This window comes from Streptomyces sp. NPDC021622, assembly GCF_040640795.1.
Classification (GTDB): domain Bacteria; phylum Actinomycetota; class Actinomycetes; order Streptomycetales; family Streptomycetaceae; genus Streptomyces.
In genome coordinates, this window is the sequence record NZ_JBFACK010000012.1 from 171,283 (window position 1) to 193,904 (window position 22,622).

The window sequence follows — 22,622 nt, forward strand, 5'->3', positions numbered from 1 at the left end:
GCACTACGCCAACTGGCGCTCCAGGAACGGGTAGTCGGTGTATCCCTCGGCCCCGTTGGTGTAGAGGTGCGCCTCGTCGATCTCCTGGAGCGCCGCGCCCGCCGCGAACCGCTCCGGCAGATCGGGGTTGGAGATGAACGCGCGCCCGTACGAGACGAGGTCGACGACCCCGGACGCGAGGACCGCCTCGCCCGCCTCCCGCGTGGTCGGGTCGCCGTTCTCGCCGACGTTGCCGATGAGCGTGCCGTGCCAGTGGGGGCGCAGGTCGGCGAGGGCCGGGTAGCGGTCGTTGTCGGTGAGGTGGAGGTAGGCGAGGCCGATGCCGTCGATCTCGTCGAGCAGCGCGCGGTAGACGGGGCCGGGGTCGGCCTCCGCCATGCCGAACTGCGGGTTGCCCGGGGAGAGCCGGAGCCCGAGCCGCTCGGCGCCGACCGCATCCGCGACGGCGCGCACGACCTCGACGGCGAAGCGGATGCGGTCGGCGATCGAGCCACGGCCGTACGCGTCGTCGCGGAGGTTGGTGTTGTCCGCGAGGAACTGGTGGATCAAGTAGCTGTTGGCGCCGTGCAGTTCGACCCCGTCGAAGCCCGCGGCGATGGCGTTGCGGGCCGCGTCCACGAAGTCCTGGACCGCCGTGCGGATGTCGTCGACGCTCATCTCGCGCGGGGCGACGTAGTCGGGCTTGCTGCCGTCCGGGCCGTGCGCATGGCCTGGCGGGGTCACGGCCGACGGCGCGAGCGGCAGGTCGCCGTCGATGCGGGCCAGCGGGTGGCCGTTGCGGCCGCCGTGCATCAGCTGGGCGTAGATCCGGCCACCGGCGGCGTGCACGGCGTCGGTGACCCGGCGCCAGCCCTCGATGTGCGCGGCGGTCTGCAGCCCCGGGTAGCGCCAGCCGCTCTGCCCACGGCTGCTGGGCCAGATGCCCTCGGTGACGATGAGGCCCGCGCTCGCGCGCTGGGCGTAGTGCTCGGCGACGACCGGCAGCGGAGTACCGTCGTCGGCCGCCCTGGCGCGGGTCATGGGGGCCATGACGATGCGGTTGGGGAGGTGGCCGATGCGGCCTGCGGAATAGGGGGCGAGAAGCGAGGTGTTCGTCATGCCGGAACGGTAAAAGCTGACACCGGTGTGAGATTCAAGCGGAGATTCGAGCGCGGAGGTTCTTCGGGCGTGGAGGTTCAGAAGGCATGAGGATCGGCGAGCTGGCGCAGCGTACCGCCGTGAGCGAGCGGTCCCTGCGCTACTACGAGAAGCAGGGCCTGCTGTACGCGGACCGCACCCCGGGCGGCCACCGCGACTACCCGGAAGCGGCGGTCGACCGCGTGGTGCACATCCAGGAGCTGTTCGCGGCGGGCCTGTGCAGCGCGAAGATCGTCCAGCTCCTGCCGTGCATGCGGGACAAGGACGGCGGCCCGTCGGAGACGGCGACGCCGTGGCTGGTCGACGAGCTGACCGAGGAGCGGGCCAGGATCGACCGCCAGGTGGCGGATCTGCTGCGGGCGCGGGAGGTACTGGACGAGGTGATCACGGCGGCGGCCGGGAGCCCGCGAGCGGGGTGACGCGCTGCGCGGATTCCGCTGCCCTTGGCACTCGGTTCACGATCCTGAGCAGGGGAAGTCAGGCACCCTGATTCCATGAGGACGATGACTGCGACAGAGGTCTCCCGGAACTTCGCATCCGTACTCGACAGCGCGGAGCACGGCGAGACCATCGTGATCACCAGAGGTGGTCGCCGGCTGGCCATACTCGCTCCGGTGTCTGCCGGTAACGGCGCGGCGCTCAAGGATTTCCTCGCCGCCCATCCAATCGACGACAGCTTCGCGGAAGACGTGCTGTCCGCTCGCGAGATCGCCACCGACGAGTTGGGGGCGACGTGGCCCGACGCCTGATCCTGGATACCGGCCTGCTTATGGGCGCCGAACGTGACGGCGGCGCTCTGGCCGGTCTCCTCAACGGGGTACGCGCCCTGATCCCGATCGAGGACTACACAGCCGATGTGGCACGAGTGCACGCCCGCCTGCTCGCGCACGTACGGCGGGAGGGCAAACCCCGAGGGGCACACGACCTGATCATCGCGGCCACTGCGGCGACCACCGCGAGGGAACTCCTCACCACGGACGGCAAGGCTGCATTCGACGACTTGCCCGGTGTCCGGTCGACGACCCACTGATGCCGTGCCCGGGCGGCCCAGACTGGGCACGGCGCCCGCAAAATGAGTGAAGCCCCGCCGGCAACGGCACCCCGGCACGACATCTGCTGCCCGCAGGACACTTCGCCCTGGAGACGCACGCCGCGCAGATCGGCGCGCTGATCGACGGCTTCCTCGCCCGGCGGGTCAGCACGCCGGTACCGTCGGGATCATGAACTTATCCCTCTCCCGCAGGACGCTCATCGGCGCCGCGGCCCTGACTCCCGTCTTCCTCTCCGTGCCCGGCACCGCGGGCGCGAGCGCCTTCCCCGACGCGCGGCGGCGACTGCGCGAGCTCGAGAAGGACTACCCCGGCCGCATCGGCGTCCACGCCGTGGACACCGGCACCGGCGCGTCCATCGGCTACCGCGAGCACGAACGCTTCGCGATCGCCTCGACGTTCAAGGTGCTCGCCGCCGCGGAGATCCTGCGCAGGGCGCGGGACAAGGAGCCCGGTCTGCTCGACGTACTCATCGAGTACACGCGTGAGGACCTCGTCTCGGCATCGCCGAGGACCGAGCTGCACCTCGAAACCGGCATGACCGTACGGGAGTTGTGCGACGCGACCATCACCTACAGCGACAACGCCGCCGCCAATCTGCTGATGCGGCGGATGGGCGGCCCGGCCGGCATCACCGCGTTCGCGAGGTCGCTCGGCGACTCCCGTACCCGGCTCGACCGGTGGGAGCCCGAGCTCAACACCAACATCCCCGGCGACCCGCGCGACACCACGACCCCCGCGTCGATGACCGCGAACCTCGACAAGCTCGTCCTCGGTGACGCCCTCGACCCGCTCGACCGCGGGCAGCTGACCCGCTGGCTCCTGGAGAACACCACAGGGGACAAGCGGATCCGGGCCGGCCTTCCGAAGGGCTGGCGGGTCGGCGACAAGACCGGTACGCCCGCCTACGGCGGGGTCAACGACGTCGCCGTGACCTGGCCGCCGGACCGGGCGCCCCTGGTCATCTCCGTGTACACGACCCGCCTCGACCCGGAAACCCCCGGCGAGGACCGGATCGCCGAGGACATCACCCGCATCGTCGTCGACGCCCTCTCCTGACCGCCCCTCCTGACCGCCAGCGGAAACAACACCGCCTCCGATCGGGGTGGGGCCCAGATCGGAGGCGGGGTTCAGGGGACGGGCGGCGAAGCCCGAGGGGGGCGTCAGCCCATGTGCGGGTACGAGTAGTCCGTCGGCGGGACCAGCGTCTCCTTGATGGCGCGGGTCAGCGTCCAGCGCTGCAGGTTCTGCGGGGCGCCCGCCTTGTCGTTGGTGCCGGACGCGCGGCCGCCGCCGAAGGGCTGCTGGCCGACGACGGCGCCGGTCGACTTGTCGTTGATGTAGAAGTTGCCCGCGGCGTAGCGGAGCTTCTCCATCGTGTACGCCGCTGCCGCGCGGTCGTTGGAGATGACCGAACCCGTCAGGGCGTAGTCCGAAGCCGACTCCATCTGGGTCAGCATCTCCTCGTACTTGTCGTCCTCGTAGACGTGGATCGCCAGGAACGGGCCGAAGTACTCGGTCGTGAAGACCTCATTGGCCGGGTCCGAGCACTCGACGACGGTCGGACGGACGAAGTAGCCCACCGAGTCGTCGTACGTGCCGCCCGCGACGATCGTGCAGGTGTCGTCCGCCTTGGCGCGGTCGATGGCCGCCTTGTTCTTGGCGAACGCGCGCTCGTCGATGACCGCTCCGATGAAGTTGGAGAGGTCCGTGACGTCACCCATCTTGATGCCGTCGACCTCGGCCGCGAACTCTTCCTTGAAGCCGGAGTTCCAGATCGAGGCCGGGACGTAGGCACGCGAGGACGCGCTGCACTTCTGGCCCTGGAACTCGAAGGAGCCGCGGGTCAGGGCCGTCTTGAGGATGGCGCGGTCGGCGCTGGGGTGCGCGACGACGAAGTCCTTGCCGCCGGTCTCGCCGACCAGCCGCGGGTACGTGCGGTAGTTCGCGATGTTCTCGCCGACCGTCTTCCACAGGTGCTGGAAGGTCTTCGTCGAGCCGGTGAAGTGGATGCCCGCCAGGTCGCGGTGGTTCAGGGCCACCTCGGAGACGGCGATGCCGTCGCCGGTCACCAGGTTGATGACGCCCTTGGGCAGGCCCGCCTCCTCCAGGAGCTGCATGAGCAGCACGGCGGCGTGCGTCTGCGTCGGGGACGGCTTCCACACGACCACGTTGCCCATGAGGGCCGGGGCGGTCGGCAGGTTGCCGGCGATCGCGGTGAAGTTGAACGGCGTGATCGCGTAGACGAAGCCCTCGAGCGGGCGGTGGTCCAGACGGTTCCAGACGCCGGTCGAGTTCGCCACGGGCTGCTCGGCGAGCAGGTCACGGGCGTACTTGACGTTGAAGCGCCAGAAGTCGATCAGCTCGCAGGGAGTGTCGATCTCGGCCTGCTGGGCGGTCTTCGACTGGCCGAGCATGGTGGACGCGGCGAGCGTCTCGCGCCACGTCGTGGAGAGCAGCTCGGCGGCGCGCAGGATGATCGCGGCGCGGTCGTCGAAGGACATCGCGCGCCACGCCGGGGCGGCGGCGAGGGCGGCGTCGATCGCGTCCTGGGCGTCCTGCTGGTTGGCGCCGCGGCCGTTGCCGATGACGGCCTGGTGGTTGTGCGGCTGCACGACCTGGAAGGGCTCACCGCCACCGAGGCGCTTGACGCCGCCGATGGTCATCGGCAGCTCGATGGGGTTCTCGGAGAGCTCCTTGAGCTTGGTCTCGAGGCGGGCACGCTCCGCAGAACCGGGGGCGTAGCCGTGCACCGGCTCGTTGACCGGCGCGGGGACCTGGGTCACAGAGTCCATGAGTTCCGTATCTCCTTAAGGGGGGTCGGGGGAAAGGGAGCTCAGCCCTTGGTGAGGATGGAGCGGGCGAAGAAGAGCAGGTTGGCCGGCTTCTCCGCGAGGCGGCGCATGAAATATCCGTACCAGTCGGTGCCGTAGGCGGTGTAGACGCGCATCCGGTGGCCCTCGGCCGCGAGCCGCAGGTGCTCGTCGCTGCGGATGCCGTACAGCATCTGGAACTCGTACTCATCCAGTTTGCGCCCTGCGCGGCGCGCGAGCTCCTGGCTGATGGAGATCAACCGCGGGTCGTGGGACCCGATCATCGGGTACCCCTCGCCCTCCATCAGGATGCGCAGGATGCGGACGTACGCCTTGTCGATCTCCGCCTTGTCCTGGTACGCGACCTCGGCGGGCTCCTTGTAGGCGCCCTTCACGATGCGTACGCGGCTGCCGTTCTCGGCCAGGCGGCGGGCGTCGTCCTCGGTGCGGAAGAGGTAGGACTGGATGACGCAGCCGGTCTGCGGGAAGTCCTTCCGCAGCTCCTCGTGGATGGCGAACATCGAGTCGAGGGTGGTGTGGTCCTCGGCGTCCAGGGTGACCGTGGTGCCGATCGCGGCGGCGGCCTCGACGACGGGACGGACATTCGCGAGGGCCAGCTCGTGGCCGCCCTCAAGCGCCTGGCCGAACATCGACAGCTTGATGGACATCTCGGCCTTGGTGCCGAGGCCGAGGTCCTTGAGGCGCTCGACGAGCTCCAGGTAGGCGTCGCGGGCGGCGGAGGCCTGCTCGGGCGTGGTGATGTCCTCGCCGACGACGTCGAGGGTGACCTCGAGGCCCTTGTCGACGGCGTCCGTGATGATCGGCACGACCTGGTCCACCGTCTCGCCGGCGATGAAGCGGTCGACGACCTGCTTGGTGCCGGGGGCCGCCGATACGAAACGGCGCATCTTGTCGCTGCGCGACGCGGCGAGGATCACGGGACCCAGCACGGGCACCTCCACGGGGAATAGAGCGATGGCCGTACCTGGATATGCGTAACGAACCGGTACGGCACGGAGAACCACCGTGAAACTTAAGGATCCCTCCGATCCTGGGCCATCGACACCTGTCACGCATCCGTGCCCTGGATCTCAGACATCTGTCTGAAGGCAAGGGCGAACTGCGTCAGAATGGACAGCGTGAAAGGCGACTACCAGGAACTGGTCGACGAGATCTCGGCCCTGCTCGGCGCCCCCGCGACGCTGGAGAACCGCGACTTCGAGCTGATTGCCTTCGGCGCGCACGACAGCGGGGGCGACAGCGATTTCGACGCGGCGGCCCTCGACCCGGTCCGCACCCGGTCGATCCTCACGCGCCGCTCCACGGCCGGGGTCCGCGCCTGGTTCGAGGGCTTCGGCATCACCCGCGCGACGGCCCCGGTGCGCATCCCGCCCGCCGCGGACGCGGGCGTCTACCGCGGCCGGATCTGTCTTCCCGTACGCCATCGGGGATTCGTCCTGGGGTACGTGTGGCTGCTCGACGACGAGCCGGGGCCCACGGACGCCCAGCTGGGCGCGGCCATGGAGGTGGCCACCCGGATCGGCGCGCTGCTGGCCGACGAGGCGCAGGCCGGCGCCGATCTGACCCGCGAGTTCCGCGCGGTCCTGACCGCCGAGCGGGGCTGGCAGCGCGACATGGCGGTGGCGGACCTGCGCACGGCGCTCGGCCCGCGCGGCGAGGGCCTGCATGCGGTCGTGTGCGTAGCCCCCTGGCCGTCCGCCAACCCGGACGACGCCCCTTCGGTCGGTACGGTGCAGGGAGCGACCGCCCTGTGCACGGTGCCGTGGGGCACGACGGGCCAGAGCCTCGCGGTCCTGGTCCGGCTGCGCTCGGCCGATGTGCTGACTCCGGCGGAGTCGGCGGCCACGCGGCTCCTGGAGTCGGCGGGGGCCGCGAGCACGGCGGGCCCCGCCGCGGCCGGCATCGCGAACCCCCGGCACGGCCTCGACGAGCTCGGCGCCGCCTGGTGGGAGGCGTCGTCGGCGGCCCGCGCGGCCCGCGCCGAACCGCGCTTCGCCCCGGTGGCCCAGTGGTCGGACATGGGCCCCTACCGCCTGCTCACCGCCCTGCCCGCGGAGGCCGCACACGACCCGGTGGCCCGCGATCTGCTCTCCCCCGCACACCGCGAACTGGCCCGCACCGCCGAGGTGTTCCTCGACTGCGCGGGCCAAGCCGGGCGCACCGCGGCGGAGTTGGGGATCCACCGGCAGACGCTCTACTACCGCCTGTCGCGCGTGGAGCAGCTCACGGGCCTCGACCTGGACGACGGCGAGGACCGGCTGCTGCTTCACATGGTCCTGAAGTCGTCACGGCTGTGAGCGCGCTCGGCAGGTCAGGTCCCTGACCGGGAGTCGACCCGTGGTCAGGTAGACCGTGGCGCTGTTGTCCGCGCAGGAGTTGGTGCCGTTGACGATGTGCCCCTCTCCGCCGGCGACGGCGACCATCCGGGATCCGCGCAGGGCCCGGTGCATGGCCTGACCGCCGGCCAGGGGCGTCGACGGGTCCCACTCGTTCTGCAGGATGAGCGCACGGACGCTGTTGGTCACTGTCGTCCTGGGCTCGCTGCCCGGCTTCCAGAAGGCACACGGCTTGATGCCGGACTCGAAGTCGCCGGACAGCGGATAGCGGGCCTTGTCGCGGATCGCGTCGCGGCGGTACCGCTCGGGGTCGCGCGGCCACGACGTGCGGGTGTCGGCGCACAGGACGGCCCAGGCGCTCGCGGTTTCATTGTCCGGGGGGACGTCACGGGCGTCCCAGAACGTCGTGCGGACCTCGGCCGGGGTACGGCCCAGTTCGTACGTCGTGTGCCGCCGGGCAGTCCATCGGGTCCACCGCGTGAAGGCGGGCTCGGCCCTCTCCCCCATCGCCTGGAACATGCCCCGCCCGTACCGCGCGGGATCGACCGCACTGTCCAGTACGAACCGGTCGGTTCGCCGGGGGAACATCTGCGCGTAGACGGCGCCGAGGTAGGTGCCGTAGGAGAACCCCATGTAGGAGATCTTCTTCTCGCCAAGCACGGCGCGGATGACGTCCATGTCGCGAGCGGTGTTGCGGGTGGTGAGGTGGCGCAGCCTGTCACCTTCCTCGGCCCGGCACTTGTCGGCCACCGTGCGGGCCCACTGCACGTCCTTCGCGAAGGTCCCGGTCTTGTACGGGCGCTCCAGGACCGCCGGGGCCGCCGGGGTTGAGCAGCAGAACGCCGCGACGTTCCTTTGCACTGCTTGCCTTGATCCGGGATATCGCGATGTCCGTCTTCTTGCCTCCGGAATTGCCGTAGTTCAGCGGCACCTTGAGTGTCGCGCACTGATAGGCGGCGGGGTGCTTCACGTCGCAGCGCTGCCACCGCGGGGTCTGTTGCGTGTACTGCCGCAGCGGATCCTTGGCCACGGATGCCTCAGATCCAGCAGGGGCCGTTGCAGGTGTAAGTGCCAGAAGGAAAGCCGTCACGGCGCCGCCGACGGCCATGAGAGAGGCAATTCGCGCGTTTCGCACAGTGCTGCTCGCCCTTATTCCGTACGTGTTCATCAGACGTCCTCCGGTCAACTGCTCAGGGCACGATCGTGACTTCGGGGTCGCGGATACACATCGCGGGAAGGCGGGAGAAATCGCTCCCTCGATCGGGGGAGGCCACCGGTGAGCCGCCCGGCCATACTGGGGCGATCATGATCAGGGGAATTCGACCGCTGCTGCGCGGCTCCACGTATTCGGGCATGCTGTTCGCCTGCTGCGGCGCGTTGGCGAGCCTTCCGCTGCTGCCTTTCGCACTGCTGCCGACACTGGCGTGGCCATCCGCTCCCTACGGAATGCAGACCGTCCTGGTCCTCCTGATCTGGGCAGCACTGATCGGCTCGGCCGGCCTGGCCCGCACCACGTGGCGCTGGGATGGACGGGGCACTGACGAGCGGCGTGCTGATCCTCATGGGGATCGCCCCCCCCGGGGAACTGGCTCGATGCCGAAGCCGGGCTGAGCCTGTTCGGCCGGTCGCTGCGGTCCGACGGCGGCCGGCAGAGCTGGGCGTTGGCGCTCTGCTGCCTGCTCCTTGCGGCGGTCGTGTGCGTGGTGGTGACGAGCGTGCTGCGGTGGCTGGCGCCCAGGCTTCTGGGTCCTTCGTCGGCCGAGCGGCTCGCGCTGATGGCCGAGCGGGAGCAGCGCCTTGCCGAACGCAACAAGCTGGCCCACGAGTCTGACGAACGCGTTGCGGCACGGGACGGGCGGTCCGATCGAGGTCCGGGTGGCGTCCCTGCCGGACCGTCTTGAGCTCGGTGTGGTCAACGGAGCGGGCGCGGGCATGCGTGCGGGGGCGGGTGTCTTCCGGACGTCCGGGCACGGCCTGCCCGGCCTTGCCGAGCGCGTGCGGCTGCTGCACGGTGAGATCGAGGCCGGCCCGGACGGACCGCGACACTGGCGGTTGGCGGTCCGGCTGCCGGTACGGGTGTCGGCATGACCGGCTCCGACGCTGGCCCGGCCAGTGCCCCCGCAAGCGGCTTCCGGTCCGGCAGATCGCCGAGGCGGTACGCGTGGTGGCGGCGGGCGAGGCGATCCTCTTCCCGGCGGCACTGCGCCGGATGGTCGCCGCCCGCCCGCTGGGCTCCGCCGAGGCGCTGCCGAAGGCGGCGCTGACGGAGCGCGAGGAGGAGGTGCTGCGGCTGATGGCCACCGGCCTGTCCAACCCGGAGATCGCGCAGTCGCTCATGGTGAGCCTGGAGACGGTGAAGACGCACGTCGGGAACGTGCTGACCAAGCTCGGCGCGCAGAACCGGACCCACGCGGTGGTGATCGCGTACGAATCAGGCCTGGTGGTACCGGGGTTCACCGGCTGACGTGCAACAAAGTCGCGATACCCATAAGGACGGCCACGGGCGGATGATCATGAGCGGGTAACGTTTCCCTCGACCATCTACACCTTGTACAGGGGAGCACAACACCCGATGAAACTCAGGTTGTTGGGACCGGCCATCGTCACCACGGCCCTCGTCGGCACCGCCCTCACCGGCGGCGTCGCCGTGGCCCAGACGCACTCGACGCTGATAGCCAAGGCCGCCGCGGCGCCCAGCTGTCTCAGCGGCATCACCTACGTCAAGGCCCTGCAGACGATGAACGTCCGCAAGTCGGCGAGTACGAGCGGCACCGCCGTCGGCACGTGGGACAAGGGCAAGAGGGGCTACGTCTGCAACGACGGAAAGCCGATCACGGGCAAGTGGTACACGAAGTGCGGCAAGACGAGCAACAAGTGGCTCTACGTCAGGCCGTACGACAAGAACATCGAGGGCTACGTCCCTCAGTACTGCACCGACTGGCGGTAGTTGAGGGCTGAGAACCGCATGACCACCGGCGGTGCGGGCGACACAAAGCCGCCCGCACCGCCGGTGTTTCACTCCCCCGAGGCGGATGACACCCGCGCCATCATCCGCCGCAGCCCCTCGGTCAGCTGCGCGGCGTCCGTGGCCGAGTCCTCGTCGAACAGCCACTGCACCATCAGGCCGTTGAGCAGCGTCGTATAGAGGCGCCCCTCGGTCTCCACCACGTCGTCGGTCAGCTCGCTCTCCTGCATGCCGATGACCGTCGCGGCGATCCCGCGCCGCCCCTCCACCTGGGCCTTGATCAGCAACTCCCTGACGCCCGCGAGGCGTTCGCCCTGCGTGATGACCTCCAGGGTCATCATCCAGATGGCCCGGGACTCCGGGATCGAGCGGATGATGTTCTCCCACACTTCCTGAAAGCGGTCGAGTCCACCCCGCTCCAGGCTCTTCCCCTGGCCGACCGCACCCTCGAAGCCGTCACCCATCGGCTCGACGAGCGCGACGTACGCCTCGACGAGGAGCGCGTCCTTCGAGCCGTAGTGGTAGCCGATCGACGCGAGATTCGTCCCCGACTCCTTCACGATGTCGCGGGCCGTCGTGCGCACGAAGCCCTTCTCCAGCAGACAGCGCTTGGCGCCTTCGAGCAGATCTTCACGGTGTCCCATGCGGGCAGCCTACCGCCGATCCATACGGACGTCCCAGACCAGCGTTTTACACACTCGTACTAGACAAGCGTTTAAGACGTCCGTACAGTCCTGCACATGACGAACTCGACGCACGAACAAACGCCTTCACGGATTCCGGAGCGCGCAGGCCGCAAGGAGTGGACCGCGCTCGCCGTCCTGATGCTGCCGCTGCTCCTGGTCTCGATGGACGTCTCGGTCCTGTACTTCGCGGTCCCGGCGATCAGCGCGGACCTCGATCCGAGCGGCACCCAGCAGCTGTGGATCTTCGACATCTACGCGTTCGTGCTCGCCGGCCTGCTGATGACGATGGGCTCGCTCGGCGACCGCATCGGCCGCCGCAAGCTGCTGCTGTTCGGCGCTGCGGCCTTCGGCGCGGCCTCACTCACCGCCGCCTACGCGAACAGCGCCGAGCTCCTGATCGCGGCCCGCGCGGTCCTCGGCATCGGCGGCGCGACCCTGATGCCGTCCACGATGGCGCTCGTCCGCACGATGTTCCGCGACGCCGGGCAGCGCGCGAAGGCCATCGGCATCTGGTCCGGAGTGATGGTCGCCGGCATCGCGCTCGGCTCGGTGATGAGCGGGATCCTCGTCGAGCACTTCTGGTGGGGCTCGATCTTCCTGGTCAACCTGCCCGCGATGGTCCTGCTCCTGCTCCTCGCGCCGGTCCTCATCCCGGAGTCCAGGGACCCGAACCCGGGCCGCTTCGACCTGCTGAGCGTCCCGCTGTCCCTGGCCGCCGTGCTGCCGGTCGTCTACGGCCTCAAGGAGATCGCCGCCGAGGGACTCCAGAGCGCGTACGTCGTCTCGCTCGCCGTGGGGCTCGGCTTCGCCGCCCTGTTCGTCCACCGCCAGCGCACCACGGCGTCCCCGCTGATCTCCCCCGCGCTGTTCCGGGGCCGCGGCTTCGCCCCCGCGGTCCTCCTCAACCTCGTCTCATCGCTGGCGATGATGGGCTCGGCCTACTTCACCACGCAGTATCTGCAGTCGGTCCTCGGCAAGAGCGCCATGGAGGCCGCGCTGTGGGCGCTGCTGCCCTCGGTCCTCATCGGCTTCGCGGCGCCGGTGGCCACAGCGCTTGTGCAGCGCGGGATGAACCGAGCGCACGTCGTCGCCACGGGCTTCGTCGTCTCGGCCGGCGGCTACGGCCTGCTGACCCTGACCGGCACCGACGCACTGTGGACCGTCCTCGCGGCGGCCGCGCTTCTCGCCTGCGGCGCGGTGGTCATCGGCTCACAGCTCACCGACCTGGCCCTGAGCTCGGTCCCCACGGAGAAGGCGGGCTCGGCGTCCTCGCTCCTGGAGACCGGGCAGGAGTTCGGCGGCGCGCTCGGCATGGCGCTGCTCGGCTCGATCGGCAACGCGGTCTACCGCGACCAGATCCCCGCCTCCGCCCCGGCCGAGGCCCAGGAGACATTGGGCGGCGCACTCGCGGTGGCCCGGCAACTGCCGGACCGGGCGGCCTCCGCGCTGGTCGAAGCGGCAAGGGAGGCGTTCACCAGCGGCATGCATGTCGCAGCGCTGAGCGGGGCGGCGGTGCTGTTGATCGCAGCGGTCGTGGCGGCGGCGACACTCCGCCGGGTCACCCCCACGGTGGCCCCGGCGGAGCCCGAGCCGGAAAAGGCACTGGTCTGACACCGAACGCCAAACGCCGGACGGGCTGGATCTCTCCAGCCCGTCCGGCGTTTGAGGACGAACTCGGCGAAGCCGGTGATGACGGCGCCCGAGGCTCCGGAACCCTAGTCCGTGAGGTTCACGGACCGCGCGGACGTGGCCCCGATCTCCGCACTCAACTCGTTCAGGACAGGCTGCGGCACGGTGTCGTCCACCGTGAGAACGGCCAGCGCCTCCCCGCCCACGTCAGCACGAGCGACCTGCATGCCCGCGATGTTGATCCCCGCCTCGCCGAGGACACGGCCGACCGTGCCGACGACACCGGGACGGTCCGCGTACCGCAGCACGACCATGTGGTCGGCGAGCGCCAGGTCCACGTCGTACTCGCCGATGCCGACGATCTTCTGCAGGTGCTTGGGCCCGGCCAGCGTGCCGGAGACCGAGATCTCCTCGCCGCCGGTCAGCGTGCCGCGCACCGTGACCACGTTGCGGTGGTCGGGCGACTCGGAGCTCGTGGTGAGGCGGACCTCGACGCCGCGCTCCTGGGCGAAGAGCGGCGCGTTGACGTACGACACGGTCTCGTCGACGACGTCCTCGAACACGCCCTTCAGCGCGGACAGTTCGAGCACCTTCACGTCGTGCTGGGTGATTTCGCCGTACACCTCGACGTCGAGCCGCGCGGCGACCTCGCTCGCGAGGGCGGTGAAGATCCGGCCGAGCTTCTCGGCGAGCGGCAGACCGGGACGCACGTCCTCGGCGATGACACCGCCCTGGACGTTCACGGCGTCCGGGACCAGCTCGCCCGCGAGGGCGAGGCGCACCGACCTGGCGACGGCGATACCGGCCTTCTCCTGCGCCTCGTCCGTCGAGGCGCCGAGGTGCGGCGTGCAGACGACCTGGTCGAACTGGAACAGCGGGGAGTCCGTGCAGGGCTCCTTCGCGTACACATCCAGACCGGCGCCGGCGACGCGGCCCTCCTTCAGCGCCGAGTACAGCGCCTCCTCGTCGACGATCCCGCCGCGCGCGGCGTTCACGATGCGGACGGCGGGCTTCACCTTGTGCAGGGCCTCGTCGCCGATCAGACCGACCGTCTCGGGGGTCTTGGGCAGGTGCACGGTGATGAAGTCGGAGACCTCGAGCAGCTCGTCGAGGGTGAGGACCTTGACGCCCATCTGCGCGGCGCGCGCGGGCTGCACATACGGGTCGTACGCGACGACCTTCATGCCGAAGGCGCTCATGCGCTGGGCGACGAGAGCACCGATGCGGCCGAGGCCCACCACACCGAGGGTCTTCTCGGCGAGCTCGACACCCGTGTACTTCGAGCGCTTCCACTCGCCGGCCTTGAGCGCCTGGCTGCCCTGGGGGATGTTGCGCGCGGTGGCGATGAGCAGGCCACAGGCGAGCTCGGCCGCGGTGACGATGTTCGAGGTGGGCGCGTTCACCACCATGACGCCGGCCTTGGTGGCGGCCGACACGTCCACGTTGTCCAGGCCCACGCCCGCGCGGGCGACGACCTTCAGCTTCTTGGCGGCGGCGATGGCCTCGGCGTCGACCTTGGTCGCGGAGCGGACCAGGATCGCGTCCACGTCGGCGATCGCGGGCAGCAGCTCGGCGCGGTCCGCGCCGTTGCACTGACGGATCTCGAAGTCCGGGCCCAAGGCGTCGACAGTGGCGGGCGACAGCTCTTCAGCGATGAGTACGACCGGTTTGCCGTTGGCAGCAGTGCTCACGTGAGTCCTCACAAGTCCAATGCGGACGGCCGTCCCGACGGCCGCAGGCGGTGGAGGGTGCTAGCCGCGTGGAAGACGCACGACGCTGTGGGCCTGACGCGAATGTTGAAAGAAGTGTAGTGGCGCTACGGAGGACTTCTTACGCCTCCGCGGAAGGATCACTCGTCCGTGGCTGGACGCAATGGACAACGCCGGAGGGGGGGTCAGCCCCTCCGGCGTTTGAGGAGCGGGGTCCGGGGCGGAGCCCCGTGGCGGTGCCCCGGCCCCGGGGTGCGTCAGTCCTCGTCGTTGACCCAAGACATCAGCTTGCGGAGCTCCTTGCCCGTGGTCTCCAGGAGGTGGTTCTCGTCCTGGGTCTTGTACTCGTTGTACTTCTTCAGACCACCGTGGTACTCGTCCATCCAGTTCTTGGCGAACGTGCCGTCCTGGATCTCCGCGAGGACCTTCTTCATCTCGGCCTTGGTGGCGTCCGTGATGATCCGCGGGCCGGTGATGTAGTCGCCCCACTCGGCGGTCTCGGAGACCGACCAGCGCATCTTCTCCAGGCCGCCCTCGTACATGAGGTCGACGATGAGCTTCAGCTCGTGGAGGCACTCGAAGTACGCGATCTCCGGCTGGTAGCCGGCCTCGGTCAGCGTCTCGAAGCCCGCCTTGACCAGGGCGGCGGTGCCGCCACAGAGCACGGCCTGCTCGCCGAACAGGTCGGTCTCGGTCTCCTCGGTGAAGGTCGTCTTGATGACGCCCGCACGCGTGCCGCCGATGCCCTTGGCGTACGAGAGCGCCAGCGCGAAGCCGCTGCCGGTCGCGTCCTGCTCGACGGCCGCGATGCACGGAACGCCGCGGCCCTCCTCGTACTGACGACGGACCAGGTGGCCCGGACCCTTCGGGGCGACCATGCAGACGTCGACGCCCTCGGGGGCCTTGATGAAGCCGAAGCGGATGTTCAGACCGTGGCCGAAGAACAGCGCGTCGCCGGCCTTGAGGTTGTCCTTGATGGACTCCTCGTAGACCTGGGCCTGGATCGGGTCCGGGACCAGGATCATGATGACGTCGGCCTCGGCGGCGGCCTCGGCGGGCGTCACCACGCGCAGGCCCTGCTCCTCGGCCTTGGCCTTGGACTTGGAGCCCTCGTGCAGACCGACGCGGACGTCGACACCCGAGTCACGGAGCGACAGCGCGTGGGCGTGGCCCTGGCTGCCGTATCCGATGACCGCGACCTTGCGGCCCTGGATGATGGACAGGTCGGCGTCGTCGTCGTAGAACAGCTCGGCCACTGGGAATCTCCTATGTGTGCTGGTGTTGCGACCCACCGTACGGCGGGCAGGGGGAGGAAAGTTTTCAGGTCTCGCTATGCGGGCGCGCCCGGGAGCGGTTTCAGGCCGACCGGTCGAGCGCCCGCAGGCTGCGGTCCGTGATGGAGCGGGAGCCGCGGCCGATCGCGATGGTGCCGGACTGGACGAGCTCCTTGATGCCGAAGGGTTCCAGCATCTTGAGCATCGCCTCCAGCTTGTCGCTGCTGCCCGTCGCCTCGATGGTGACGGCCTCCGGGGAGACGTCCACGGTCTTGGCGCGGAACAGCTGGACGATCTCGACGATCTGCGAGCGCGTCTCGTTGTCGGCGCGGACCTTGGCGAGCACCAGCTCGCGCTGGACGGCCGAGCCCGGCTCGAGTTCGACGATCTTCAGGACGTTGACGAGCTTGTTGAGCTGCTTCGTGACCTGTTCGAGCGGCAGGTCCTCGACATTCACCACGATGGTGATGCGGGAGATGTCGGGGTGCTCGGTGACGCCCACGGCCAGGGAGTCGATGTTGAAGCCGCGGCGGGAGAACAGGGCGGTGATCCGGGCGAGGACACCGGGCTTGTTCTCGACCAGGACGGAGAGCGTGTGCTTGGTGGACATGACTCTGGGTCTCTCTTTCGCTCTCGGTCTCAGTCGTCTTCGTTGTCGCCGAAGTCGGGGCGGACCCCGCGGGCGGCCATGACCTCGTCGTTGGAGGTGCCGGCGGCGACCATCGGCCAGACCTGGGCGTCCTCGTGGACGATGAAGTCGACCACGACGGGGCGGTCGTTGATGGCGTTGGCCTCCGCGATGACCTTGTCCAGGTCCTCCGGGCGCTCACAGCGCAGGGCCACACAGCCCATGGCCTCCGACAGCTTCACGAAGTCCGGGACGCGGGTGCCCTTGTTGGGCGGAGTGTCGCCCTCCGGGCCCGCGTGCAGCACGGTGTTGGAGTAGCGCTGGTTGTAGAACAGCGTCTGCCACTGGCGGACCATCCCCAGGGCGCCGTTGTTGATGATGGCGACCTTGATCGGGATGTTGTTCAGGGCGCAGGTGGTGAGCTCCTGGTTGGTCATCTGGAAGCAGCCGTCGCCGTCGATCGCCCAGACCGTGCGGTCGGGCTGTCCGGCCTTGGCGCCCATCGCGGCCGGGACCGCGTAGCCCATCGTTCCGGCGCCGCCGGAGTTGAGCCAGGTGGCGGGCTGCTCGTAGTCGATGAAGTGGGCGGCCCACATCTGGTGCTGGCCCACGCCCGCCGCGAAGATCGTCCCTTCGGGAGCGAGCTTGCCGACGCGCTCGATGACCTGCTGCGGGGAGAGCGAGCCGTCCTCGGGCTGGTCGTAGCCCAGGGGGTAGGTGTCGCGCCAGCGGCTGAGGTCCTTCCACCAGGCGGTGTAGTCGCCCTTCTGGCCCGCGGTGTGCTCGGCCTGGACGGCCTGGATCAGATCGGCGATGACCTCGCGGGCATCCCCGACGATCGGCACGTCCGCGGCGCGGTTCTTGCCGATCTCGGCCGGGTCGATGTCGGCGTGGACGATCTTCGCGTACGGCGCGAAACTGTCCAGCTTTCCGGTGACACGGTCGTCGAAACGGGCTCCGAGGGCGACGATCAGGTCGGCCTTCTGCAGCGCGGTGACGGCGGTGACCGCACCGTGCATGCCCGGCATTCCCACGTGCAGCGGGTGGCTGTCGGGGAATGCGCCGAGCGCCATCAGGGTGGTGGTGACGGGCGCTCCGGTGAGCTCTGCCAGGACCTTCAGCTCGGCGGTGGCGTGCGCCTTGATGACGCCGCCGCCGACGTACAGGACCGGGCGCTTGGCCGCGGTGATCAGCTTCGCGGCCTCGCGGATCTGCTTGGCGTGCGGCTTGGTCACCGGGCGGTAGCCGGGCAGGTCCTGCTGCGGCGGCCAGGAGAAGGTCGTCTGCGCCTGCAGCGCGTCCTTCGCGATGTCCACGAGGACCGGGCCCGGGCGTCCCGTCGAGGCGATGTGGAAGGCCTCGGCGATGGTGCGCGGGATGTCCTCGGCCTTGGTGACCAGGAAGTTGTGCTTGGTGATCGGCATCGTGATGCCGACGATGTCCGCCTCCTGGAAGGCGTCCGTGCCGATCGCCTTGGAGGCGACCTGGCCGGTGATCGCGACCATGGGCACGGAGTCCATGTGGGCGTCGGCGATCGGGGTGACGAGGTTGGTGGCACCGGGGCCGCTCGTCGCCATGCACACCCCGACCTTGCCGGTGGCCTGCGCGTAACCGGTGGCCGCGTGGCCGGCGCCCTGCTCGTGGCGGACCAGGACGTGACGGACGCGGGTGGAGTCCATCATCGGGTCGTACGCGGGAAGGATGGCGCCGCCGGGGATGCCGAATACCGTGTCGGCCCCGACTTCCTCGAGAGAACGAATGAGGGACTGCGCACCCGTGACGTGCTCGACGGGGGCGGACTGCTGTCCTCCGGAACGGGGCCGCGGCTGCGGATGGTGGGCCCCGGTGGCCTGCTCGGTCATCGGCATTCTCTTCTCGAAGCTGAGGGTTTTTGCGGGGTGTTTGCGGTGGTTTGGCGGGTGCCAGTGCAACAAAAAACCCCTCGTGCCGTGAGGCAAGCGAGGGGAGCGCGTCGGGAGCGGTCGCAGGGATTCCGGTGTTCGGACCGGTGAGTCCCAGCTTCAGCCGACGCGCTTTCCAAGTACGAGAATTCGGGTGCGCATGGCACTGACCCTCTCCCCGGCACGCTGTGCCTGTCAAGTAGGTGGGACGGGGGTCTCATTATGTGAGCGGGCGTAGGACTCGGCACCTCCCACGAAGACGCCCGAAGGGCCGCCCGCCAAGACCGGCTCCACCGGCCCGTGCGGCACCGGATACCGCCCGAGGGACAGCGCGCGGCGCAGCCGGTACTCGTCGAGGGGGCCCGAGAACGCCATGCCCTGTCCATGCGTGCAGCCCATCGCGCGCAGGGCGATGACCTGCTCCGGCAGATCGACGCCGTCGGCCACGGAGAGCAGACCAAGGTCGCTCGCGATACGGAGCAGTCCGGATGTGATCTTGTGCAGCCGCGCGGACTCGACGACACCCTCGATGAGGCTGCGGTCCAGTTTCAGTACGTCCACGGGGAGCCTGCGCAGTGCCGTGATCGCGGCATAGCCGTTGCCGAAACCGTCCAGGGCGATGCGTACGCCGAGCCTGCGCAGCGTGGTCAGCCGCCGCTCCAGCTCGTCGAGCGGCACCCGGGGGTCGCTGTCGGCGAGCTCGATGATCAGCGCCCCGGAGGGCAGGCCGTGCCGGGTCAGGAGCGCCTCGATGGAGCCGAGCGGCATCGAGCGGTCCAGCAGGCGGCGCGCGCTCATCCGGACGGCGATGGGCGTCGCGTGACCCGTGTGGCCCCGCTCGGCGGCCTGCTCGACGGCCTCCTCGAGCATCCAGCGGCCCAGCTCGGCGGTGCGGGCGCCCTCCTGGCCGTCCGTGGTGTCGGCGACGCGCAGGAACTCGGCGGGCGTGAAGAGGATGCCCTGTGCCGAGCGCCAGCGGGCCTGGGCGGCGACGCAGGTGATGCGCCCGTCGTCCAGGGACACCACGGGCTGGTGGAGCAGCGCGAACTCGCCGTCGTGCAGGGCGGTGCGCAGCCGCGTGGCGAGCTCCGCCTTGCGTACGACATCGGCCTGCATCTGCGGTGCGTACAGCTCGACGCGGCCCTTGCCGGCGGCCTTGGCGCGGTACATCGCGAGGTCGGCGTTGCGCAGCAACTCGCCCGCGCCGATGCCTGGTTCGGCGAAGGCGACGCCGATGGACGCCGCAACCCGCACGTCGTTGCCGTCGATGGCGTAGGGCTGGGAAAGGGTGATTCTGAGGCGGTCGGCGAGTTCGTAGATGTGCTGCTCGCGTGCGGCCTGGTCGCGCGTGCCGTCGCCGACGATCAGCGCGGCGAATTCGTCGCCGCCGAGCCGGGCCGCGCAGTCACCCGACCTGACGGCCTCATGAAGGCGGCGGGCCGCCTGGATGAGCAGCTCGTCGCCTGCCTGGTGGCCGATGGTGTCGTTGACCGCCTTGAAGCCGTCCAGGTCGATGAAGAGCACGGCCGTACCGCGGTCGGTCACTCTGCGGCCGGTCAGCGCCTGGCCCACACGCCGGGTGAACAGGGCGCGGTTGGGCAGGTCGGTCAGCGGGTCGTGCTCGGCGTTGTGCTGCAACTGCGCCTGGAGGCGCACCCGTTCGGTGACGTCCCGACTGTTGAAGATGAGCCCGCCCTGGTGGCGGTTGACCGTGGACTCCACGTTCAGCCAGTCGCCGTCGCCGGACTTGAAGCGGCACTCGATGCGGGTCGTGGGCTCTTCGAGAGGGTTCGCGGCGAGGAATCTGCGGACCTCGTGGACCACACGGCCCAGGTCCTCGGGGTGCATGAGCGAGGCGAGTTCGGAGCCGACGAGTTCATCGGCCTCCCGGCCGTAGACCCCCGCGGCGGCCGGACTGACGTAGCGGAGTATGCCGTTCGGAGCGGCGATCATGATGACGTCGCTCGAACCCTGCACCAGGGAGCGGAAGTGGTTCTCCTTCTGGGCCAGTTCCTGGGTGAGGGTGATGTTGTCGAGGAGCATGATGCCCTGGCGCACGACGAGGGCGAGGACGACCGTGCCCGCGGTGAGCAGCACGACTTCGTCGACGCTGCGGCCGCTGAGCACGTTGTAGAGAATCCCCAACGTGCAGACGGCGGCGGCCAAATACGGCGTGAGCGCGGCCAGCGATCCGGCGATGGGACGCGTGGCGGGCACCCGCGGCGCCTTCGGGGCGCCGTCGCACTCCACGCGCGCGTGGTGCCCGTCGCCCCCCTGCCGGTGCCGGGGCGTCGCCCAGGGTGCGTACGCCAGGAGCAGCGACCCGGCGAACCAGCCGGCGTCGAGCATCTGCCCCGAGCGGTAACTGGCGTGCAGCAGCGGCGAGGTGAACATCGCGTCGCACATGACGGTCAGCGCGAGGGCGCCGATCGCCGTGTTCACCGCCGTGCGGTTGGTGGACGATCGCCTGAAGTGCAGCGCGAGGACCATGCTGACCAGCGCGATGTCGAGCAGCGGATAGGCGAGCGAGAGCGCGGCGTGCGCGACGCTCTGGCCCTCGAACTGTGCGGTGTGCGCGAGCGCCAGGCTCCAGGAGAGCGTGAGCAGTGAGCCGCCGATGAGCCAGGAGTCGAGCGCGAGGCAGACCCAACCGGCCCTGGTCACCGGGCGCTTGGCCAGCACGAGCAGTCCGATGATGGCGGGCGGCGCGAAGCAGAGGAAGAAGAGATCCGCGAGGCCCGGACTCGGCACGGGCTCCTCGAGGACGACCTCGTACCAGCCCCACACGGCGTTGCCCAGGGCCGCCATCGCGGAGGAGAGCGCGAACAGCAGCCACGCGGGTCGAAAGCGGCTGCGCCGGGTGCGGGAGTAGCGGAAGCAGGAGACCGCGGCGGTCGCGGCGGCGACGCTCAGTCCGAAGTCGCCCATGACCAGGGCGGCCCGGGTCGACCCCCAGCCGAGCGCGGCCCCCGTCGCGTACCCGCCGCAGACCACGAGCAGCACGATCTGCGAGACCAGGCCCGAGCCGGCACCGGGTGCGGGGCGGCGGGTCAGCGGCGCTCGGGGCGGCAGGGGCGCCGTCGCCACGCCTGCGCCGGCCTCCAGGAGGGTGGCGGGGGACGGGCGGGTGCTCACCGGGCCGCCCTGGTCCGCGCCGCCTCCGCCGTGTCCGTCCGCCTCCCGTGGGTGCGGGACCGCGGGTCGTGGTGTGTGTGGCGGCAGCGCGTCCGCATGCGAGCGGGTGCGCGTGAGAGTCGCCGCCGGCGGCCTCGCCGCGTCGGATCATTCGCCCATTGGCCGTGCATCGCCCGTCGCCCCCCTCACACTCTGATGTCTCGTCCCCGGCGCCGAACGGTCCACGGCGCAGCCCCTGTCGGGACGATACACCAGTCTCGTCACTCAGGGACATAGTCTCTCTACGCTCAGTGACTGTCACCGGCTGTGCGAACACGGGGCGCACGCACACGGGTGCGGAGCGTGCTCGAATGGTTTCGTCAACGCCCTTTACTGGGTTGTCAGTACGACGTTGTCGAGAGGTTCCCCGGACACGTACCGGGTCAGCTGCGCGGCGAGCAGACGCTTGGCGCGGGGCTCGAAGGCGGAGGTCGATCCGCCCACGTGCGGGCTGATGAGCACTCCAGGAGCGTGCCACAAGGGATGGCCCGCGGGCAGCGGTTCCGGGTCGGTCACGTCGAGGGCGGCGGTGATGCGGCCGCTCTCCAGTTCGGTGAGGAGCGCCTTGGTGTCGACGACGGGGCCGCGGGCGACGTTCACCAGGAGTGCGCCGTCCTTCATGTGGGCCAGGAAGTCGGCGTTCACCAGGCCACGGGAGGTGTCGGTGAGGGGCGTGGAGACCACGACGACGTCGGCTTCGGGCAGCAGCGACGGCAGGTCGGCGAGCGGGTGCACGCGGCCGCGCTCCGTGGCACGGGCGGAGCGCGCGACGCGCGCCACCCGCGCGCACTCGAAGGGGGCGAGCCGGTCCTCGATGGCGGAACCGATCGATCCGTATCCCACGATCAGCACGGACTTGTCGGCAAGCGCCGGATAGAACCCGGACCGCCATTCCTCCTGCCGCTGACCCTCCACGAATCCGGGAATGCCCCGAAGGGAGGCGAGGGTCAGGGCGAGCGCGAGCTCCGCCGTGCTGGCCTCATGGACACCCTTGGCATTGCACAACCGCACGCCGGGCGCGAGGAACTTGAGCCCGGGCTCCACGTGGTCGATGCCCGCGGTGAGCGTCTGCACGACGCGCAGGGACGCCATCGCGGGCAGCGGGCGCACGGCGATCTCGGTGGCCTTCATGTAAGGCACCACGTAGAAGACGCAGTCGGCAGGATCCGCCGGGAACTCCGGGCCGCCGTCCCAGAAGCGGTAGTTGAGCCCGGTGTCGGACGCGCCCGGCAGACCCGCGATCTCGTCGGCGGGAAAGGGGAGCCATACATCTGTCGTCATGGTCAGGAGGCTAATGCGC

At 69.8% G+C, this 22,622-nt stretch carries 18 protein-coding genes and 2 pseudogenes; 9 read left to right on the forward strand and 11 right to left on the reverse strand.

Annotated elements, in window-relative coordinates:
• Nucleotides 1-3 precede the first annotated feature (3 nt).
• Nucleotides 4-1,098, reverse strand: a complete 1,095-nt coding sequence (locus tag AB0G47_RS24425; protein ID WP_360773599.1) for an alkene reductase — start codon at nt 1,096-1,098, stop codon at nt 4-6.
• Nucleotides 1,099-1,184: 86 nt separating this feature from the next.
• Here AB0G47_RS24425 and AB0G47_RS24430 point away from each other — a divergent pair, with 86 nt between their 5' ends.
• From AB0G47_RS24430 to bla, 4 genes are all read left to right on the forward strand, one after another.
• On the forward strand, nt 1,185-1,556 hold the full coding sequence (locus AB0G47_RS24430) for a MerR family transcriptional regulator (protein ID WP_266871025.1): 372 nt from the start codon (nt 1,185-1,187) through the stop codon (nt 1,554-1,556).
• A gap of 84 nt (nt 1,557-1,640) precedes the next feature.
• Entirely contained in the window at nt 1,641-1,886 is a 246-nt protein-coding gene (locus AB0G47_RS24435) for a type II toxin-antitoxin system prevent-host-death family antitoxin (protein ID WP_360773602.1), read from the forward strand.
• Nucleotides 1,871-2,167 carry a hypothetical protein gene (locus tag AB0G47_RS24440; protein ID WP_360773604.1) on the forward strand — a complete coding sequence of 99 codons (297 nt, stop codon included), beginning with the start codon at nt 1,871-1,873 and terminating at the stop codon, nt 2,165-2,167. Before AB0G47_RS24435 ends, AB0G47_RS24440 begins: the two co-directional genes overlap by 16 nt.
• A gap of 190 nt (nt 2,168-2,357) precedes the next feature.
• A complete protein-coding gene (bla, locus tag AB0G47_RS24445) occupies nt 2,358-3,245 on the forward strand; it encodes a class A beta-lactamase (protein WP_360773607.1) in 888 nt (295 codons plus the stop codon).
• Nucleotides 3,246-3,349: 104 nt separating this feature from the next.
• Here bla and pruA read toward each other — a convergent pair whose 3' ends face one another.
• Both pruA and AB0G47_RS24455 read right to left on the reverse strand, forming a co-directional pair.
• Entirely contained in the window at nt 3,350-4,981 is a 1,632-nt protein-coding gene (gene pruA, locus AB0G47_RS24450) for an L-glutamate gamma-semialdehyde dehydrogenase (RefSeq protein WP_360773610.1), read from the reverse strand.
• 41 nt (nt 4,982-5,022) lie between these two features.
• Nucleotides 5,023-5,949 carry a proline dehydrogenase family protein gene (locus tag AB0G47_RS24455; protein WP_360773612.1) on the reverse strand — a complete coding sequence of 309 codons (927 nt, stop codon included), beginning with the start codon at nt 5,947-5,949 and terminating at the stop codon, nt 5,023-5,025.
• A gap of 180 nt (nt 5,950-6,129) precedes the next feature.
• On the opposite strand from AB0G47_RS24455, the gene AB0G47_RS24460 reads away from it, so the two are divergent.
• Nucleotides 6,130-7,317 (forward strand): helix-turn-helix domain-containing protein, encoded by a 1,188-nt coding sequence (locus AB0G47_RS24460; RefSeq protein WP_360773615.1) that lies wholly within the window; start codon nt 6,130-6,132, stop codon nt 7,315-7,317.
• On the opposite strand, the pseudogene AB0G47_RS24465 reads toward AB0G47_RS24460, so the two are convergent.
• Nucleotides 7,306-8,464 (reverse strand): annotated as a pseudogene (locus AB0G47_RS24465) (alpha/beta hydrolase). The gene AB0G47_RS24460 and the pseudogene AB0G47_RS24465 overlap by 12 nt on opposite strands.
• 689 nt (nt 8,465-9,153) lie before the next feature.
• Between AB0G47_RS24465 and AB0G47_RS24470 the strand changes: the two are divergent.
• The 3 genes and pseudogenes from AB0G47_RS24470 to AB0G47_RS24480 all read left to right on the forward strand — a co-directional run bounded on the left by AB0G47_RS24470 (nt 9,154) and on the right by AB0G47_RS24480 (nt 10,303).
• Nucleotides 9,154-9,444 (forward strand): hypothetical protein, encoded by a 291-nt coding sequence (locus AB0G47_RS24470; protein WP_360773617.1) that lies wholly within the window; start codon nt 9,154-9,156, stop codon nt 9,442-9,444.
• 34 nt (nt 9,445-9,478) lie between these two features.
• Nucleotides 9,479-9,820 (forward strand): annotated as a pseudogene (locus AB0G47_RS24475) (response regulator transcription factor); the annotation flags it as partial.
• A gap of 108 nt (nt 9,821-9,928) precedes the next feature.
• A complete protein-coding gene (locus AB0G47_RS24480; protein WP_360773620.1) occupies nt 9,929-10,303 on the forward strand; it encodes a hypothetical protein in 375 nt (124 codons plus the stop codon).
• Between the two features lie 68 nt (nt 10,304-10,371).
• On the opposite strand, the gene AB0G47_RS24485 is transcribed toward AB0G47_RS24480, so the two are convergent.
• Complete coding sequence (locus AB0G47_RS24485) at nt 10,372-10,965, reverse strand: TetR/AcrR family transcriptional regulator (protein ID WP_360773623.1); 594 nt, start codon at nt 10,963-10,965, stop codon at nt 10,372-10,374.
• 96 nt (nt 10,966-11,061) lie between these two features.
• On the opposite strand from AB0G47_RS24485, the gene AB0G47_RS24490 reads away from it, so the two are divergent.
• Entirely contained in the window at nt 11,062-12,618 is a 1,557-nt protein-coding gene (locus AB0G47_RS24490; protein ID WP_360773626.1) for an MFS transporter, read from the forward strand.
• A gap of 104 nt (nt 12,619-12,722) precedes the next feature.
• Here the strand turns inward: AB0G47_RS24490 and serA are convergent, their stop codons facing one another.
• The 6 genes from serA to AB0G47_RS24520 form a co-directional block, all read right to left on the reverse strand.
• The gene (gene serA, locus AB0G47_RS24495) at nt 12,723-14,327 is read right to left on the reverse strand and encodes a phosphoglycerate dehydrogenase (RefSeq protein ID WP_360773628.1); all 1,605 of its coding nucleotides are present in this window, start codon (nt 14,325-14,327) and stop codon (nt 12,723-12,725) included.
• 275 nt (nt 14,328-14,602) lie between these two features.
• A complete protein-coding gene (gene ilvC, locus AB0G47_RS24500) occupies nt 14,603-15,601 on the reverse strand; it encodes a ketol-acid reductoisomerase (protein WP_360773631.1) in 999 nt (332 codons plus the stop codon).
• A gap of 100 nt (nt 15,602-15,701) precedes the next feature.
• Entirely contained in the window at nt 15,702-16,229 is a 528-nt protein-coding gene (gene ilvN / locus AB0G47_RS24505) for an acetolactate synthase small subunit (protein WP_266871008.1), read from the reverse strand.
• A gap of 29 nt (nt 16,230-16,258) precedes the next feature.
• Nucleotides 16,259-18,109, reverse strand: coding sequence for an acetolactate synthase large subunit (locus AB0G47_RS24510; protein WP_360773634.1), 1,851 nt, complete (start codon nt 18,107-18,109; stop codon nt 16,259-16,261).
• Between the two features lie 234 nt (nt 18,110-18,343).
• On the reverse strand, nt 18,344-21,220 hold the full coding sequence (locus AB0G47_RS24515; protein WP_360773873.1) for an EAL domain-containing protein: 2,877 nt from the start codon (nt 21,218-21,220) through the stop codon (nt 18,344-18,346).
• Between the two features lie 432 nt (nt 21,221-21,652).
• Nucleotides 21,653-22,603, reverse strand: a complete 951-nt coding sequence (locus AB0G47_RS24520; RefSeq protein ID WP_360773638.1) for a 2-hydroxyacid dehydrogenase — start codon at nt 22,601-22,603, stop codon at nt 21,653-21,655.
• Nucleotides 22,604-22,622 lie beyond the last annotated feature (19 nt).